This is a genomic window from Thermithiobacillus plumbiphilus, from assembly GCF_038070005.1.
GTDB lineage: Bacteria > Pseudomonadota > Gammaproteobacteria > Acidithiobacillales > Thermithiobacillaceae > JBBPCO01.
Map to the genome: position 1 here is coordinate 13219 of NZ_JBBPCO010000013.1, position 16546 is coordinate 29764.

The following is a 16546-nucleotide window of genomic DNA, read 5'->3' on the forward strand; positions in this document are numbered from 1 at the left end:
CATTATTTTGACGCCTAGCGAAGTTTCTTGACGCGCTCGGCAGGGCTCACGATATCAGTGAGCCGAATGCCGAATTTGTCGTTGACGACCACCACCTCACCCTGGGCGATCAGGCAGCCGTTGACCAGCACGTCCATGGGTTCGCCAGCGAGCCGGTCGAGTTCCACCACCGACCCCTGCGCCAGTTGCAGCAGGTTGCGGATCTGCATTTTGGTGTGCCCGAGCTCCACCGAGAGCGTCACCGGGATGTCGAGGATCAGATCCAGATTGGGCGAGACCGGCTGCACGCCGGCCTCGGGCTGCAATGAGGGAAAGGGCGCGGGCTTTGCCGGCGCGCTCGCGGCCTTTGCGGGCTTTGCATTGACGCCTGCTGCACCGTCAGAGGCTGCCGGCGCGGCTTGCTCGGCCTTCTCTGGCTTCTCGGCCTGCTCGGCCTCCAGTTGCTCGGCCAGGGCCTGCTCCCACATGTCCATGTCCGAGGCCTCGCCGCCCCCGCCCCCTGCGGCCTCCAGTTCGGCCAGAATGTCGTCCGGATTATCTGCCATTTGCCACCTCTTGTTCCGTTTGCAATGCCGCCAGCCCCTTTTCGTAGCGCTTGGGCACCGTAACACTGGTTACTTTCACGGCGTATTTTTCGTTGGCAACGCCGTATTTACCCTTGAGCACCGGCACTTCATCGACGCAGGCAACGACCTCCTCGGGCATCTCGATGGGGATCACGTCACCCTTTCTAAGGTTCAGGATGTCGCGCAGGCTCAACTGCACCTGCACGAAGCGAGTGCTCAGCTCCACCGCCGCCTCCTGCATCTCCTCGCGCAAGGCAGTGATCCAGCGCTGATCCACCTCGATGCGGTCGCTGGCCATACCGGCCACCAGCAGATCACGCACCGGCTCGATCATCGAATAGGGCATACAGACATGAAAATCACCGCCACCGCCATCGAGCTCCAGAGAGAAGGTCGTGACCACCACCACCTCGCTGGGCGTTGCGATGCTGGCGAACTGCGGGTTGACCTCGGAACGGGTGTACTCAAACTCCACCGGCACCACCGGATGCCAGGAGTTCGTCAGATCCTGCATGACCATGTCGAGCATGCGGCGGATGATGCGCTGCTCCACCGGCGTGAAATCGCGTCCTTCGATGCGGGCATGAAAGCGCCCGTCACCACCGAAGAAATTGTCCACCGCCGAAAAAATGAGCTTGGGATCGAAGATCAGCAATGCCGTGCCACGTAGCGGCTTCATGTGTACCAGGTTGAGATTGCTCGGCACCACCAGGCTGCGCACGAATTCGCCATATTTGAGCAGCCGCACCGGGCCGATCGAGATTTCCGCGGTGCGGCGCAGGAAATTGAAAAAGCTCACGCGCATCAGCCGGCCGAAGCGTTCGTTGATGACTTCCAGGGTCGGCATCCGGCCGCGGACAATCCGGTCCTGGCTGGTCAGGTCATAGCTACGGACCGGACCGTCAGGGGTTTCCTCGTCCTCGGAAAGATCGAGGTCACCCCCGCTGACGCCCTTCAAGAGGGCGTCCACTTCTTCCTGGGAAAGGATGTCATTGGCCATGATGCGTTCCCTTATTGCATGACAAAGGCAGTGAAGAACACACCGTCCACCGGTTCCTTGTCCTTGTCCTTGCCATGCGCCGTCAGCAGGCGATTCACCAGCGCCTTGATCTGCTGACGCAGCTTCTCGCGCTCGGCCGGCTGGGTGACGGTATCGGGGTTCTGGCCTGACAGCAGCGTCAGAATTCCGTCGCGGATCTCCGGCATCAGCAGGGTGACATTTTCCTCCACCTTGGAATCAAAGGTCTTCAGATCGATGCTGACCTGCAGATAATGCGAATCCTCGCCGTTGCTGATGTTGACCACCGCCGGTTCGAGCTTGATGTAACTGGGTGGTCCCTTTTTCTCGTGCGCCGCCTCCGCGCTTGCGGGGCTGGATTTCAGATAGAAGAAGGCGCCACCACCAACACCGGCGCCCACGACGAGCAGGGCTAGCAATGCGATGAGCAGGGTCTTTTTCTTTTTCGGTTTTTCCGCGCCTTGCGCGCTGATTGCATCTGCCTTGGCCATATCGGTTCCCGGTATTCATTGGACGCCAGGATACTAGCAAGAAGCGGACCAGCTCCAGGGATGCATTTTAGGCAAGGCTTTTCAACAACTTGGGATAATGTTTCAAAACAGGAGACGGGATTTTGACGGGGCTTAGGGCGGGATTTGACGGCCAGACGAATGCCCGGCCGTCGCTGAAGTGAAAATCAGGCGAAGAGATTGACCAGGCCCTCGCCACGTGTCGCAGGACCGCCCTGGATGGATACGCCGTGCTCGGCATCCGCCAAGGCGTCCGTTTGCTGGCCGCCCCAGGATGCAGGCTGGCGACCATTGTCCTCGCGGCGGGCGAACTGCTCGGCGGCGTTTTGGGAAAGGCAGCTACCCGCGAGATTGATGCCCTGATCCTGGAAGCTCTCACGCAGGCGCGGCATGGCGGCTTCGATGGCCTCGCGCACCGCGCCATGCGGCGAGACGAAGAGCGCCGTGGCCTGATCGTCCTTGATGTGCAGATGGATCTCCAGCGGCCCGAGCTGCGGCGGATTGAGCTGCAGGGTGGCATTCTGCTCCTGCCGACCGAACATCCATACCACCTTCTGCTCCAGCCCCTGCGACCACTCAGGCGTACCCACCGGCACCGGCAGATTGCCGGCATCGACCGGCACCCTGGCCGCCAAGGCCTGGGACTGCTGGTTGAGGTTCAGGCTCACTGGCGGCAGAGGCTGATTCCCGGTTTCCACGCTAGAGACCTTGTCCGGCAAGCCGGCCTGCAACAGCGCGGAGAAATCCTCGGCACCCGCCAGACTGGTCCTTGTCGTGACAAGGCCAGTCTCGCCAGACATATCAAGGTCCTGGCCGGCACCCGCGACGGCGACCTGCCCCCCCCTGCTGACATCAGCCTTCCCGGATACCGCATTCCCGGCCAGCAACTGGGGCTGATGCAGGGGCAATCCCAGCATGGCAAAATCCACCAGTGCATCCCCCTGCGGCAAGTCCTTGCCGTCCTCGTCGGCATCAAGGCCCGCCTCGGGCAAGGCTTCGCCATCTGCATTTCGCAAGTCCTGCCCGGCCTTGCCGGCCAGATTCAGGGCTTCAGGCGCCAGGGCCTGCGCGCCGAAACCCGCCATCAGCATACGAAACACATCCTGCGCGCCAGCATGCTTGCTATCTGGCTGCGCCGCGGGCGTCTTGGCATCCTGCGCGGGCATATTGGGGGCCTTGATCGAAACGGGGTTCATCGGTTCTCCTTTTCAAGCGTTGAGCAACTGCTTTGCAGAGCTGCTTGCAAGCTTCAGGCCAGCTTGCACGGCCCGGCCGCAGCGCGACTGGCATATTCATCCATCACCTTCTGCAACTGCTTGAGTTCCAGGAGATGCTGCTCGGCAAGCTGGCGGCTTTCCAGGGTCTCGAAGCCCTTCACGGACTGGCGCGCCTGCATCCACTGGCGCAGGGCCATGTCGCAGAACCGCTGGTGACGCGCCACTTCCTGGGTCTGGGCCTGCACGGCATGATCGAGCTGCTTGAGAAAGCGCAGATATTCCTGCATCGAGGCGATATCCAGCCCGCTGACTTGACGCTGGCCCAGTCGCGCCCGGTATTCGCCGGCGTATTGCTGCAGGATGGCAAGCTTTTGTTCGGCCAGCCGGCAGTGCTGCTGGAGTTGCGCCAGATACTGCCCGGCCGCATCCATCTTCTGGCGGGACAGGTCGATCAGGCGGCGCATGGTGGCGGGATTGGCCATGGCTTATCCGGCCTGATGCAGAAGGTTCAGCAACTGATCCCGGCTGGGCGCCAGCGGCACCGGCGTGCGCATGTCCTGCTGCAGGAACTGCTCCATGGCCGGGCGCAGCGCGATGGCCTTGTCCAGCAAGGGGTCGGAACCGCTGACGTAAGCACCCACCTGAATCAGATCCTCATTGCGTTGATACCGGCTGTAGAGCTGCTTGAAGGCATGCAGCCCCTTGAGTTGTTCATGGCTGACGATCTCCGGCATGACGCGACTGATGGAGGCCTCGATGTCGATGGCCGGGTAATGCCCCTGCTCGGCGAGCCGCCTTGACAGCACCACGTGGCCATCGAGAATGGCGCGCGCGCTGTCGGCGATGGGATCCTGCTGGTCGTCGCCCTCGGTCAGCACCGTATAAAAGGCGGTGATGCCCCCCTGCCCTTCGCGACCATTGCCGGTGCGTTCCACCAGGCCCGGCAGCTTGGCGAATACCGAGGGCGGATAGCCCTTGGTGGCCGGCGGCTCGCCGACCGCCAGCGCTATCTCGCGCTGGGCCATGGCATAGCGGGTCAGGGAATCCATGAGCAGTAATACCTGCTTGCCCTGATCACGGAAATGTTCGGCAATGGCGGTGGCCAGGGCCGCACCACGCAGCCGCAGCAGCGCCGGGGCATCGGCCGGGGCCGCCACCACTACCGAACGCGCCCGCCCATCGGGGCCGAGGATGTTCTCGATGAACTCCTTGACTTCCCGGCCGCGCTCACCGATCAAGCCAACCACCGTCACGTCGGCGCTGGTATAGCGGGCCATCATGCCCAGCAGCACGCTCTTGCCCACGCCACTGCCGGCAAACAGACCCATGCGCTGGCCCTGGCCCACGGTGAACAATGAATTGATGGCGCGCACCCCGACATCGAGCGGCGTGCGGATCGGCGCGCGCTCCATGGGGTTGATGGCACGGCCCGCCAGCGGCACATGGGCATCGGCGCGGATCGGCCCGAGTCCATCCAGCGGCCGGCCGGCGCCGTCGATCACTCGCCCGAGCAGAGCCGGGCCAACCGCCACCTCGGTGGCACGCCCGGTAGGCGTGACCCGCGCGCCCGGCGCCAGGCCCTGAATGTCGCTGGCGGCCATCAGCAGCAGACGATCGCCATTGAAGCCGACCACCTCGGCGTCATAGGGGCGCCCCTCGGGGCTCTCGATGGCGCAACGCTGGCCGATGCTCGCCTGGAAACCCGCCGCTTCCAGCACCAGACCCACCATGCGCACGATGCTGCCGCTGGTCTTCAGCTTGCCTGGGGCGTTTTCGAGACGCTGACGGTATTCGGCGAGATTACCGGCCCAAATACGGGCGCGTTCGGCCTGCATCAGGACACCAGCTCCTCGCCCAGCAGGACGTTCAGGGCCTCGCGCCAGCGCTGCTCGATGCGGGCATCGATCTCGGACTCGGCATGCACCATCTTGCGGGTATGCCAGCGTCGTTCGGGGAAGGCCTTGCCGGCACTGTCCGCCAGGATGCGGCAGCCGCCGCGCTCCATGCTGGCATCCTCCAGCACGCGCACACCCTCGGCCTCCATGTCCGGCATCTCGGCCCGAAACAAATGGGCATCCTCGGGATGCAGAATGACCTGCACCTGGGTGGCACTCACCGGCAGGCCGTTCATGGCCTCGCGGATCACATCCAGCAGGCGCTCGGGTTGCTGCCGGATTTCCGCGCGGATCACGAAGCGTGCAATCTCCAGCGCCAGGGCCAGCAGTTCCCGGCTGACCTGCTCATCGGATTGCGCCAGCGGCCGTGCCAGCGAACTGATCATGCTCTCCAGCAAGGCCTTGCGTGGCGCGGCATCGCGCATGCCCTGCTGGAAGCCCGCCGCAAAGCCCTCGGCCTGCCCGGCCTCGCGGCCCAGGACCAGGCCCTCGGCGCGTGCCTCCTGAAAGATGCGCTCGATGTCCTGGGCGGTGGGCAGGGCCTGGCGCGAGGGCATTTCCTCGACCTGCGGATCATGCTCGCCCATGGCCGGGAGTTCCCAGCGTTCATAGGCGGACAACTGTTCCTTGGGTATGACCTTGCTCATGTCAGATCATCGCCTCGCCGCTGCCACCCAGTGCGATCTGGCCAGCCGCCTCCAGGCGCATGGCAATCGCGAGAATTTCCTTCTGCGCGCCCTCGACCTCGCTGACTCGCACCGGTCCCTTGGCCTCCAGATCGTCGCGCAGCATCTCGGCGGCGCGCTTGGACATGTTCTTGAAGAACTTGTCGCGCAGATCGCCATTGGCGCCCTTGAGCGCAAAGATCAGGGTCTCGGACGGAATATCGCGCAACAGGGCCTGAATGCCACGGTCATCGACGCCGATCAGGTCATCGAAGACGAACATCTGGTCCTGGATCTTCTGCGCCAGATCCCCATCCTGATCCTTGATGCCATCCATGATGCGGGTGGATGTCGCGCCTTCGAGCTTGTTGATGATATCCGCGGCAGCCTTGATGCCACCCAGCGAGGAGACATGGACCCGATCACCGCTACCGGAGAGCTGCTGCTCGAAGATCTCGTTGAGCTCGCGCAGAGCGCCGGGCTGCACGCTTTCCAGGGTGGCCACCCGCAGCAGTGCCTCCTTGCGCAGACGCTCCGGCAGGAACTGCACTACCTCGGCGGCCTGATCCGGCTCCATGTAGGCCAGCACCATCGCCACCACCTGCGGGTGCTCGAGACGGATCAGCTCGGCCACGGCGCGGGCATCCATCCACTTGAGGTTTTCAAGACCCGAAGCCTCGCCGCCATGCAGGATGCGCTCGATCAGGTTGTTGGCCTTGTCCTGCCCCAGCGCCTTGGTCAGCATGTTGCGGATGTACTGATCGGTACCCACTCCAAGGGCTGTCATGCGCTCCAGGCGCTCGCGGAAATCGCGCAGCACCAGTTCCGCCTCCTCGCGCGAGACCCGCTGCAGGGCAGCCATGGTGATGCCGAGCTTCTGCACCTCCTTCGGGGAGAGATAGCGCATAACTTCGGCGGCATCGTCCTCGCCGAGGCTCAGCAGCAGAATGGCGCTGCGTTCCACCCCGCTCAGTTCGGCATTATCCCCCATCGTTCAGCCACTCCTTGATGACCTGTGCCGCCTTGCGCGGGTCCTGGTTCACCAGCTCCCGCACCACCTGCTTGTCCGCGTCATAGCCCACCACCGGCGGCGGCAACTGACTGGCGCCGGCATGGGCCAGCGCCGGTGTCAGCTCGGGCATGCTGTCCTCCACTGCCAGTGCCGGCTTGCCGGTCGCATCCAGGGCCAGCACGGCATCCTCGCCCTCAGGTCCTGCGGCCTTTTTCTGGCCTTTCATCAGCGGCCGAAGCACACCAAAGATCAGCAGAATCCCGAGAATCAGCCACACCCCATACTTGGCGAGATCCAGTATCCAGGGCTGCTCCCAGAGCGGCAGCTCCGGCTCGGGGGCCTGCGCCTGGACGCCATTGAAGGCCATGTTGACCACGTTGACGCTGTCGCCACGGGCGGTATTGAAGCCGATGGCATCGCGCACCAGATTGGTGACCTGGGTCAGCTCGGCCGGTGTCAGGGGCTTGTATTCGACCTGGCCCTTGCTGTTGACCACCGGGCGGTTGTTCACCACCGCCGCCACGCTCAGGCGCTTGACGACGCCCACCTGCTGCTTGGTGTGGCTGATGGTCTTGTCGAGCTCGTAATTGATGACGGATTCCGCATGGCTGCTGGTCGGCGCCGTGGCAACGCTGGCAGCTGCAGAGGCCGTGGGCGCGGTGAAGGGCGCGTTGGCGGCACCCGGTGGCTGGTTCGAGAGCGCGCCCGGCACGCCCATCGTCCCCCCGGCGCCCACGCTGCTGTCAGTGCTGCGCTGTTCGCTGCGCACCAGTGTGGTATTGGGGTTATAGGTTTCCGAGGTCTGCTCGGTCTGCGAGAAATCGACATCGGCCGACACCTCGGCGCGCACGCCGCTGGGGCCGAGGATAGGTGTGAGGATATCCTCGATGCGCTTGGCGTACTGGCGCTCCATCTGGTGCACGTAATCGAGCTGGCTGGCGTTCAACCCACTGGCGCTGACGCCGCCATTGGGGCGGGTCAGCAGCCTGCCGCTCTGATCGACGATGTTGACGCGCTCGGGCGAGAGCTTGGGCACGCTGCTCGACACCAGATGCACGATGCCGGCAATCTGGCTCTCTTCCAGTTGGCGGCCCGAATAAAGGGTAAGCACCACCGAGGCGGTCGGCTGCTCCTGATCACGCACGAACACCGACTGGCGCGGCAGCGCCAGATGCACGCGGGCATCCGACACCGCCGCCAGCGACTTGATCGACTGCGCCAGTTCGCCTTCCAGGCCGCGCTGGTAATTGACCTGCTCGACGAACTGGCTGGTGCCGAGCTTCTCGTTGTCAAGCAGCTCAAAGCCCACGCCGCTGCCCTTGGGCAGGCCCTCGGCACCGAGCTTCAGGCGCGTTTCATAGACCCTGTCGGCCGGCACCAGGATCGCGCCGCCGCCATCGGCCATCCTGTAGGGCACATTCATCTTCTGCAGGGCGTCGATCACCAGCCCGCCATCGCGATCCCCGAGATTGCTGAACAGCACCTTGTATTCGGGGTTCCCCGACCAGAAAAGACTGCCGGCCACGGCAATCAGGACAGCCGCCAGCACCGCCAGCAGCCCGACCTTCCGGGTCGGACTCAGGCTGCTGAAACGCTGGCTGGGGCCAGCCAGAAGATCACGCGCGCTTGCGGCCATGGAATATGCTCAGCTCAGACCTGGGTGTTCATGATGTCCTGGTACGCCGTCACTAACTTGTTGCGTACCTGAACCATGGCCTGAAAGGAAATGTTGGCCTTCTGCAGAGCGCTCATCACCTCATGCAGATTGGCCTGCGGGTCGCCGGCAGCGAAGGCCTGCGCCATTTTTTCGGCGTCCACCTGCTGGGTATTCACCTGTCCCATCATCGACTGCAGGGTCTGGGCAAAGTCCGCGCCATTGCTGGCACCTTCAGCGGGCTTGGCGGCCTCACCCCGCGCCAGCGCGGTGCTTGCCTGCAGTTGCGCCAGCAGTTGATCGATACCCTTGGTTTCCATGATGTCGCCCCGATCGTTATACTTTGCGAATTCCAAGCAATATCCGTGCCGCCATTATTCCGCCGGCAGCGGATCGCCCTGTTCGCGGTAGCGTTGCAGCTTGTGGCGCAGGGTGCGCGGGCTGATGCCCAAGCGCTCGGCGGCCTCCTTGCGCGAACCGCCGGCCTCCTGCAAGGCCGCCAGGATCAGGCTGCGTTCCTGTTGCCGCAGCCCCGCCTCCAGCACCTCGGCATCCTCGATGATTGGTGCCGATGCGGGCGCCTGGGCAGGCAGGGCGTCGAGCCGGGCGGGCGTGCCGGAGAGCAAAATGGCATCCGCCTCCACGGTCGCGCCACTACTGAGAATGACGGCGCGCTGGATCACATTCTCCAGTTCCCGCACGTTGCCAGGCCATGTGTAGGCAAGCAATTGCCGCAGGGCGGCAGGCGCGAAGCCATTGATCTGGCCGCCGCGCAGGCCCGACCACTTGTGCAGGAAACGCTGGGCCAGCGGCAGAATGTCTGCGGGGCGCTCGCGCAGGGGGGGCAGTTCCAGTGGAAAGACGTTCAGGCGGTAATAGAGATCCTCGCGAAACTGCCCGGCGCGCACCGCCTGCGCCAAATCCCGGTTGGAGGTCGCCAAAATTCTGACGTCGAGCGCAATGGGCTTGCGCGCGCCCAGGCGTTCGACCTCGCGCTCCTGCAGCACCCGCAGCAGCTTGGCCTGCAAACCGAGTGGCATCTCCGTGACCTCATCGAGCAGCAGGGTACCATGCTGGGCCTGCTCGAACTTGCCCGGCATGGCCTGGGTGGCGCCGGTAAAGGCCCCCTTCTCATAGCCAAACAGGGTCGCTTCGAGCAGGTTTTCCGGGATGGCGGCGCAGTTGATCGCGACAAACGCCTGCTCGCGCCGTGGCGAATGCTGATGGATGTGGCGGGCCAGCACCTCCTTGCCGGTGCCGCTCTCGCCGCTGATCATCACCGAGGCATCGGTCGCCGCCACCCGGCCCGCCAGTGCGGCGAGTTCCTGCATGCGCGCATCCTCAGCCACCATGTCGCTGTCTGGGCGCCAGCGCAGGGCATAGCGATGGATCTTTTCCAGCAGCAACTGGGCATCGAAGGGCTTGACCAGATAGTCGCAGGCGCCATGCTGCAGGGCCGCCACCGCCTCCTGCACCGTGCCATAGGCCGTCATCAACAGAATGGGCAGATGCGGGTGGCGACGGCGGATCTCATCGAGCAGCACATAGCCATTCATCGGCTGCATGCGCACGTCCGACAGCACCAGGTCCACTGCTTCAACTTCCAGCAGGCTCAGGGCCCGCAAACCGTCGGGGCAGGCCAGGGCCTGATGGCCCGCGAGCGCCAGGGTATCCTGCAGGGCCTCGCGCAGGTCCGCGTCATCCTCGACAACCAGAATTTTCAGCTTCTCAGTCATGCTCCTGCCCTCCTTCGCCGCTTTGCAGGGCCGGTCCGGCTGCCAGCGGGATGCGCACGCCAAATGCCGCGCCCGCGCCCTCGCGGGAATTCACCCAGACCATGCCGCCCAGTTCCTCGATCACTTCGCGCAGCACCGCAAGTCCCAGCCCCGTACCCTCGGCGCGGGTGGTATAAAAGGGCTCGAACAGCCGTGCCTGTTTACTCGGCGCAATGCCCGGCCCCTGATCGCGCACCGTGATCTCGACGGCCGCACCCACCCGCCGGGCCGCGAGCCACACGTATCCTGCTGGCGGCGAGAACTGCAGGGCGTTTTGCAAGAGATTGCCGATCACGCTGACCAACAGCTCGCGCCCGCCTTTCAGTTGTGCGTCCCCCGCGCTGTTTTCCAGCAGCAGATGCAAGCCACCTGCCGCAAACAGCGGCTGAAACAGGGCGTCGAGCTCCGCCAGCAACTGATCCAGCATGCAGTTCCCGGCGGTCTCGCTCGGGCCCTTCACGAAGCGCAGCATGTCATTAATGAGGGTTTCGAGCTGGCGCAGCCGTGCCACGGTCTTGCCGGTGAAGCGCTCGCGGCCGCTGGCGTCCAGGGCGGGCGATTGCAGTTGCGAGGCATACAGGAGGGCGGCGGAGAGCGGGGTGCGCAACTGGTGGGCGAGGTTGGCGAGCATCTCGCCCATGGCGCTCAGGCGCTGCTGGCGCTGGCGGGCATCGCGCAGGGCCTGGCTTTCGGTGACATCCTGCACCAGCAGAATCTGGCCATTGTCATCCGGCAGGCGGTTGTAGGAGATGTTCAGGCGTTTATCCAGTCCCCCAGGACTGACCGGCCGCAGCAGCCATTCCCCCTGCTCCAGGGTTTCCAGCCGCCTTGCGGCCAGTTCTGCCCAATCATCACCGGGTACGGGCTGGCTGCCGAAGATCCGCCGCGCCTCGGGATTGAGGTCCTGCACGCGGTCCGCGGCATCCAGCACCAGAACAGCCCCCGGCAGCAGGTTCAGGAGCAGATTGAGACGCTGGCTGAGCTGCTCCTTTTCCTGGAGCTGCTGGCGCAGGCGCAGGTTGGCTTCGGCCAGCTCGTCATTCAGGCGGGCGACCTGGTCCTGCAGGGCGGCATAGGCCGCGCTCAGCTCGGCCGAGGCCTGATTGAAAAGCTCGAAGGCCTCCAGCAGGTCCTTGGGTTGCGCCATCATGTCGCTCACGCCAGAGCGCGCCGGCTCAGGCGACATTCTGCTCGTTGATGCGCAGCCCGAACTTCTTGATCTTCTCGACCAGCGTAGTACGGCGCACATTGAGACGCTGGGCCGCATGCGTCACCACGCCATCGGCTGCCGCCAGGGCCTGCTGGATCAGATCCCGCTCGACATTGTCGAGGTAGTCCTTGAGATCAAAGGGTCCTTCCGGCAGGATCACGCCCGCATCCAGCCCGAACTCACTGGCATCGGGATCACTGAAGGCCAGGCGCAGTGAAGGCATTTCGCCGTTTTTCAGGTTGTGCAGCTTGTCCGGCAGATGCTCGGCCGACACCCGCTCGCCGGGATAGAGGATCACCAGCCGCTCGATGATGTTCTGCAGCTCCCGCACGTTGCCGGGCCAGGTGTACTGCATCATCACTTCCATGGCGCTGTCGCTCAGCTCGATCTGCTCGCGGCCCTCGGCCTCCAGGCGGCTCAGGGTATGGCGGACCAGCAGCGGGATGTCATCGAGGCGCTCGCGCAGAGTGGGCAGCACGATGGGAAAGACATTGAGGCGATAGAAGAGATCCTCGCGGAAGCGGCCCTCATTGATGGAGGCCTCCAGATCGCGGTGCGTGGCGGCAATGATGCGGGCATCGGCCGGCAGGGACTTGATGCCGCCCACCCGCTCGAAGGTGCGCTCCTGCAGCACGCGCAGCAGCTTGACCTGCATCTGCGGGCTCATCTCGCCGATTTCATCGAGTAGCAGGGTGCCACGCGCGGCCAGCTCGAAGCGCCCCTTGCGGGTGGTGATGGCGCCCGTGAAAGCGCCCTTTTCATGGCCGAACAGCTCACTTTCCAGCAGGTCGGCCGGTACGGCGCCGCAGTTGAGCGCGACAAAGGAATAGCCGTTGCGTTTCGAGTGATGATGGATGACCCGCGCCACCATCTCCTTGCCGGTGCCGGATTCGCCCAGCACCAGCACCGTGGCATCGGTATCCGCCACCCGCTGGATCAGGTCATGCACCTGGCGCATGGCGCGGCTGCGTCCCACCAGGCCCGAGAGGCTGTAGCCCTCATCGATCGTACCCGCGGGTTCGCCGATCTGCGCGGCGGCCGGCGACAGGGCCTTGCGGATCGCCAGATGCAGGGCGCCAGCCTCCACCGGCTTGCGCAGGTACTCGTGCGCACCGGCCTTCATGGCGGTCACTGCCTGCATCCAGTCATCCCGCTCCGAGAGCACGATGAACACCGCCGCCGGAAAGTGGCGCCGCAGCACCGGCATCCGCTCCAGGCCACTGAGATCATCCTCCAGATCCAGCAGGATGACGCGTGGCGCGATATCCATGTTCAGGCGCCCGTAGCTGCCAGAGTCCACATCCACCCGGTGGACTTCGTAATCAGCCTGGATCAGCAGTGGGTAGTAGGTATCCTGAATCTGTTGGTTTTTTGCAACAAGCAAGACGGACGGGCCGCTCATCTATTTCCCTTTTACAACTTTGTATTTTTGAACTGTTGCTGTTCTAGATAGTAGTTATTCTGGCGGTGTCAATTCCTTGACCCATTTTCGCCAGCAAGTCAGAGCATGTCAAAGCGGGGGATGGGTGGATCAGGCGGGCTCAGCACCGGGCTGTCCGCGCTGGCGGCGAACCTCCTGGCGATGCTGGCGGAAGATGAATTTTTCAAGCTCGGCCTGCAGATCCTCGTCAAGCGCATCAAACTGCAGATAGATGCGCGTGCCAGAGGCCTGCGGCGCCAGACCGGCAACGTGCCCCTCCAGCACCAGGGGTACCGGCACTTGCGGATGTGGATACAGGCTGATCTCTACACTTTGCCCGAGCCTTGGCGCCTCAGCCGCCACCCAGCTCATTTGCTGGGCGCTAAGCCGCAGTTCAGCGACCGGGGGAAGGGCCTGTTCGCGGGAAAGCACCGAGGAGAGCATGCTCAGCATCAGGTTGAGCTTGGCGTCCAGGCGCTGAAACAGCTCCCGCTCCGGCCCCGCAGGTTCCCTGGCTGCCGGGCCATCCAGCCCCTCCAGCACCCGCAGCAGCGCCTGATTGCCAAGCCGGTTCCCGCCCGCCATCTCGCCTGCCGGCAGGTCGCGCCAGCGCAGCGGCAGATGCAGGGTAACGCTCAGGCTCTGCTCTGTTTGCTCGGACATGCGGGTATCATCCCTTCAGGGCCAAACCCTAAAGATCATTAATCGCCTGGTAGGCGCGCTGCCCCTTCGCGCCCTGCTGCAGGCCGCTCATCGAGGCCTGCAGGCTCTGGCTTTGCCGGGTGCTCAGGGCAAGTGTCTCACGGTCCAGTTCCAGCAGCATCTGCGCCAGCGCCACCCGCTCCGGGTCCGCCAGCCAGGCCGCAGGCCGGTGGTCCTCGGTATCGCCAAACACCACCGGCACCAGCACCTCGCGCGCCTGCTGGCAGCGTCCCAGCGCCTCCCAGTTCTCCGCTTGCGCCGCCGCCCGCATGGCCTGGCTCAGGCTCAACACCTGGGCAGCCAGGGTTTTCAAATCGGGCTCAGGGTTTGGCATTGGGCCCGATCGCCTTCCAGGCGCCGTGGATCTCACCGGCCAGCTTCTGCACCTCGGCCAGCGCCTCCAGGCTGTTTTTCAGGTTGGCCTCCAGCAGACGCATGCTCATGTACTCGTAAAGCTGATCCAGATTGGCAGCAATCTCCCCGCCCTTTTCCTTATCGAGGCTCACCCGCAGTTCTTCCAGGATCGCCTGGGCCTTGTCGAAGGCCTTGCACTTTTCCGGGATCTTCGACTGCATGATGGCAAAGCGCGCCACCGTCAGCCAGCGTTCCAGACCTTCGTAAAGCATTACGATGAGCTGATGCGGGGTGGCCGCGGCCACCCCGGTTTCCGTACCCACCTGCGCATAGGCCTTGGCGGCATTGTTCATCGATCCGTACATCCTGTCCTCCCGATATGACTTGATGGCCTACTGACCGATCTTCGGCAGATTGGCCAGTTGTTGCGTCAGATAATCACTGGTGCGGCGCATCTGCCCGAGCATCACGTCCAAAGCCGTGAACTGGGCGCGGTAGCGTTCCTCGACATCCTGTAAGCGTCTTGTCAGGGCATCGCGGCGCTGGCCCAGATCCTTGATCGAGCGATCGATGCCATCGGTGCGGCTGCTGATGGCCCCATCCTTTTCCAGCATCTTGCCGGCCAGATCATTGAGCCGGTAGGCATAACCCTGCCCGAAATCAAGCGTGCCGCCCACCGCCCCCTTGAGCACTTCGAGCTTGATGCCTTCCACCGCCGTGCCCGAGGCCCCGGTCAGGAACTGCCCCGATCCCGTCGCCGCCATGCCGTTGATGGTGCCGGCCACGTCCACCCCGGCCGTGCCGACGCCGGCACTGAAACCCATAGTGGTAGCGGTGTTGGTATCGACGCTGGTGAAGTCCACCGTGCTCGCCGAACCGTATTTCGCGGAGCTGAGCACCAGCCGGTCATTAGCGGAATCAAAGCTGACATTCACGGAAACGCCGCCTGTTTTGAGCGCGCTGTCGCCGTTGATCCTGGATTGCAGCTCGGCCGCCAGCGCAGCGCCTGTGGTATAGGAGCCCTGGCTCAGGGTGATGGTGCCGCTCTGCACACCGTCCACCTTCAAAGCAAAGGTGTCGTTAGTGGAATCCACGGTAAAGGCGGTGTCGAAGGTGCCCGGCGTAGTGCTGTCGGCCAGGGCCGCCGTGCCCACGCCATTGTAGAAACCCTGCGCCGCCTGGGTACTGATGTTCACGGCATAATTGCCGGCCTGGCTCTTGTCCGTGCTGCTCACATAGCGGACCAGGCTGTCTGTCACCCGCCCGGTGGCGGCAAACAGCCCGGCGATGTCGTCCGGGAAATCGCTCATGGCCTTGTCGAGCTTGCTGCTGTCCAGGGCCAGGGTGCCATCCTTCTGGAAACTCACGCCGATGTCGGACAAGAGCTTGTAATTGCCGCCAACCCCGCTCAGGCTATCGCTGAGCGTCGAGCGCACCTGATTGATGATCCCGCGCGCCGCGCTGTCACCCTGCAGAATCGCGCCCTTCTTGGTCGTGGCGTCATAAGAGGTCAGATCGCGCACGGTCTTGTTGAGATCGTTGTAGGCCTTCACGAAGCCATCCACCGCCGACTTGATTGCGGCGGTATCGCGGGAGACAGTCAGGGTGGTCGGTGTACCGGCATTGGTTTTCAGAAGGTTCAGGGTCACGCCCTCGATCACCCCGGTCACGGTGTTGGAGGACTTCTTGACGCTGAGCCCATCCACCGTGAAAAGCGCATCCTGGGCGGCCTGCAACTGCGTCAAATTCTTGCCGCTGCCCGCGACTGCGGTCGGGTCGTAGGCTAGCTGCGACAGCCCCGCGCCGTCGGTATTGGTGGTATCGGCGTCGGCAATACTGATCTTGATGCTGTTGGCGGCCCCGGTATCCGTAGAGGTGAAAACCAGTTTATTGTCGGTGCCATCATTGACGATGGTGGCCGAGACGCCAATCTTCGCGGCGTTGATGGCGTCGCGGATGCCGGCCAGGCTCTGGTGGGCGCTGTCGATGGTGACGGTCTGAGCGGGCTTGTCGGCATTGGCGGTGAAGGTGTTCGCGCCGCTGTCATAACTCCCGAACTGGATGGTGATCGAGCCCGTGCCCACGGCATCGGTGGTGTTGGTGAAGCCCGCGCTGCGCAGCTTCTGCGCCTGGGCGAGCTGGTTGACGGCGATGCCGTAGCTGCCTGCTGCCACGGTGCCCGTAGCGCTGGCGGTGAATATCGACTTGTCGGCACTCTCGGCACTGAACTTGGCAAAGGGCGCCGCGTCCTTGAGCCCGGCCATGGCCGACTGGAAGCTCGACAGGCTGCCCTTGAGCGAGCCATAGGCGCTCAACTGGGCCTGATAGCTCGCCTCCTTGCGATCCAGCGCCTTGAGCGGCTGCTGCTCCACCGCCATGAGCTGGCTGATGATGCCATTGATATCCAGATTGGAGCCAATTCCGGGTGCTGATAAACCAGCCATTTTTCACCTCCGCGATTCAGGCGGAACTACTTGCAAGAATTCTGCCAGTTTCGAGATCCGGCAGGAGCGCCTTCTGGGCACGCGTCAAAAGGCGCTCCTGCCAAA

General features: G+C 63.9%; 17 protein-coding genes. All 17 read right to left on the reverse strand.

Features of this window, described 5'->3' with window-relative positions; genetic code table 11:
- Window positions 1-14 precede the first annotated feature (14 nt).
- Window positions 15-545, reverse strand: coding sequence for a flagellar motor switch protein FliN (fliN, locus tag WOB96_RS12405; RefSeq protein WP_341371611.1), 531 nt, complete (start codon window positions 543-545; stop codon window positions 15-17).
- Window positions 535-1566: a flagellar motor switch protein FliM gene (gene fliM / locus WOB96_RS12410; protein WP_341371612.1), complete on the reverse strand. Its 1032-nt coding sequence runs from the start codon at window positions 1564-1566 to the stop codon at window positions 535-537. Before fliM ends, fliN begins: the two co-directional genes overlap by 11 nt.
- An 11-nt stretch (window positions 1567-1577) precedes the next feature.
- Window positions 1578-2075: a flagellar basal body-associated FliL family protein gene (locus tag WOB96_RS12415; RefSeq protein ID WP_341371613.1), complete on the reverse strand. Its 498-nt coding sequence runs from the start codon at window positions 2073-2075 to the stop codon at window positions 1578-1580.
- A 185-nt stretch (window positions 2076-2260) separates the two neighbouring features.
- Entirely contained in the window at window positions 2261-3289 is a 1029-nt protein-coding gene (locus tag WOB96_RS12420; RefSeq protein ID WP_341371614.1) for a flagellar hook-length control protein FliK, read from the reverse strand.
- Window positions 3290-3342: 53 nt separating this feature from the next.
- Window positions 3343-3792, reverse strand: coding sequence for a flagellar export protein FliJ (gene fliJ / locus WOB96_RS12425; protein ID WP_341371615.1), 450 nt, complete (start codon window positions 3790-3792; stop codon window positions 3343-3345).
- A gap of 3 nt (window positions 3793-3795) precedes the next feature.
- Window positions 3796-5145, reverse strand: a complete 1350-nt coding sequence (gene fliI / locus WOB96_RS12430) for a flagellar protein export ATPase FliI (protein ID WP_341371616.1) — start codon at window positions 5143-5145, stop codon at window positions 3796-3798.
- Window positions 5145-5852 (reverse strand): flagellar assembly protein FliH, encoded by a 708-nt coding sequence (locus WOB96_RS12435; RefSeq protein ID WP_341371617.1) that lies wholly within the window; start codon window positions 5850-5852, stop codon window positions 5145-5147. Before WOB96_RS12435 ends, fliI begins: the two co-directional genes overlap by 1 nt.
- 1 nt (window position 5853) lies before the next feature.
- Window positions 5854-6861, reverse strand: a complete 1008-nt coding sequence (gene fliG, locus WOB96_RS12440; RefSeq protein WP_341371618.1) for a flagellar motor switch protein FliG — start codon at window positions 6859-6861, stop codon at window positions 5854-5856.
- Window positions 6851-8518: a flagellar basal-body MS-ring/collar protein FliF gene (fliF, locus tag WOB96_RS12445; protein ID WP_341371619.1), complete on the reverse strand. Its 1668-nt coding sequence runs from the start codon at window positions 8516-8518 to the stop codon at window positions 6851-6853. The genes fliG and fliF overlap by 11 nt, the downstream gene beginning before the upstream one ends.
- 14 nt (window positions 8519-8532) lie before the next feature.
- Window positions 8533-8892: a flagellar hook-basal body complex protein FliE gene (gene fliE / locus WOB96_RS12450; RefSeq protein ID WP_341371620.1), complete on the reverse strand. Its 360-nt coding sequence runs from the start codon at window positions 8890-8892 to the stop codon at window positions 8533-8535.
- Between the two features lie 18 nt (window positions 8893-8910).
- Window positions 8911-10272, reverse strand: coding sequence for a sigma-54-dependent transcriptional regulator (locus WOB96_RS12455; protein WP_341371621.1), 1362 nt, complete (start codon window positions 10270-10272; stop codon window positions 8911-8913).
- Window positions 10265-11497 carry a sensor histidine kinase gene (locus WOB96_RS12460; protein ID WP_341371622.1) on the reverse strand — a complete coding sequence of 411 codons (1233 nt, stop codon included), beginning with the start codon at window positions 11495-11497 and terminating at the stop codon, window positions 10265-10267. The genes WOB96_RS12455 and WOB96_RS12460 overlap by 8 nt, the downstream gene beginning before the upstream one ends.
- The gene (locus tag WOB96_RS12465; protein WP_341371623.1) at window positions 11487-12923 is read right to left on the reverse strand and encodes a sigma-54-dependent transcriptional regulator; all 1437 of its coding nucleotides are present in this window, start codon (window positions 12921-12923) and stop codon (window positions 11487-11489) included. The genes WOB96_RS12460 and WOB96_RS12465 overlap by 11 nt, the downstream gene beginning before the upstream one ends.
- Before the next feature lie 129 nt (window positions 12924-13052).
- Window positions 13053-13604, reverse strand: coding sequence for a PilZ domain-containing protein (locus tag WOB96_RS12470; RefSeq protein ID WP_341371624.1), 552 nt, complete (start codon window positions 13602-13604; stop codon window positions 13053-13055).
- 28 nt (window positions 13605-13632) lie between these two features.
- Complete coding sequence (locus WOB96_RS12475; protein WP_341371625.1) at window positions 13633-13977, reverse strand: flagellar protein FliT; 345 nt, start codon at window positions 13975-13977, stop codon at window positions 13633-13635.
- The gene (gene fliS / locus WOB96_RS12480; protein WP_341371626.1) at window positions 13964-14362 is read right to left on the reverse strand and encodes a flagellar export chaperone FliS; all 399 of its coding nucleotides are present in this window, start codon (window positions 14360-14362) and stop codon (window positions 13964-13966) included. Before fliS ends, WOB96_RS12475 begins: the two co-directional genes overlap by 14 nt.
- 27 nt (window positions 14363-14389) lie before the next feature.
- Entirely contained in the window at window positions 14390-16441 is a 2052-nt protein-coding gene (gene fliD, locus WOB96_RS12485) for a flagellar filament capping protein FliD (RefSeq protein ID WP_341371627.1), read from the reverse strand.
- Window positions 16442-16546 lie beyond the last annotated feature (105 nt).

Bases quoted from the DNA above. Each gene is read 5' to 3' on its own strand.
- fliN (WP_341371611.1), bottom strand. From the start codon at position 545: ATGGCAGATAATCCGGACGACATTCTGGCCGAACTGGAGGCCGCAGGG.
- fliM (WP_341371612.1), bottom strand. From the start codon at position 1,566: ATGGCCAATGACATCCTTTCCCAGGAAGAAGTGGACGCCCTCTTGAAG.
- WOB96_RS12415 (WP_341371613.1), bottom strand. From the start codon at position 2,075: ATGGCCAAGGCAGATGCAATCAGCGCGCAAGGCGCGGAAAAACCGAAA.
- WOB96_RS12420 (WP_341371614.1), bottom strand. From the start codon at position 3,289: ATGAACCCCGTTTCGATCAAGGCCCCCAATATGCCCGCGCAGGATGCC.
- fliJ (WP_341371615.1), bottom strand. From the start codon at position 3,792: ATGGCCAATCCCGCCACCATGCGCCGCCTGATCGACCTGTCCCGCCAG.
- fliI (WP_341371616.1), bottom strand. From the start codon at position 5,145: ATGCAGGCCGAACGCGCCCGTATTTGGGCCGGTAATCTCGCCGAATAC.
- WOB96_RS12435 (WP_341371617.1), bottom strand. From the start codon at position 5,852: ATGAGCAAGGTCATACCCAAGGAACAGTTGTCCGCCTATGAACGCTGG.
- fliG (WP_341371618.1), bottom strand. From the start codon at position 6,861: ATGGGGGATAATGCCGAACTGAGCGGGGTGGAACGCAGCGCCATTCTG.
- fliF (WP_341371619.1), bottom strand. From the start codon at position 8,518: ATGGCCGCAAGCGCGCGTGATCTTCTGGCTGGCCCCAGCCAGCGTTTC.
- WOB96_RS12455 (WP_341371621.1), bottom strand. From the start codon at position 10,272: ATGACTGAGAAGCTGAAAATTCTGGTTGTCGAGGATGACGCGGACCTG.
- WOB96_RS12460 (WP_341371622.1), bottom strand. From the start codon at position 11,497: ATGTCGCCTGAGCCGGCGCGCTCTGGCGTGAGCGACATGATGGCGCAA.
- WOB96_RS12465 (WP_341371623.1), bottom strand. From the start codon at position 12,923: ATGAGCGGCCCGTCCGTCTTGCTTGTTGCAAAAAACCAACAGATTCAG.
- WOB96_RS12470 (WP_341371624.1), bottom strand. From the start codon at position 13,604: ATGTCCGAGCAAACAGAGCAGAGCCTGAGCGTTACCCTGCATCTGCCG.
- WOB96_RS12475 (WP_341371625.1), bottom strand. From the start codon at position 13,977: ATGCCAAACCCTGAGCCCGATTTGAAAACCCTGGCTGCCCAGGTGTTG.
- fliS (WP_341371626.1), bottom strand. From the start codon at position 14,362: ATGTACGGATCGATGAACAATGCCGCCAAGGCCTATGCGCAGGTGGGT.
- fliD (WP_341371627.1), bottom strand. From the start codon at position 16,441: ATGGCTGGTTTATCAGCACCCGGAATTGGCTCCAATCTGGATATCAAT.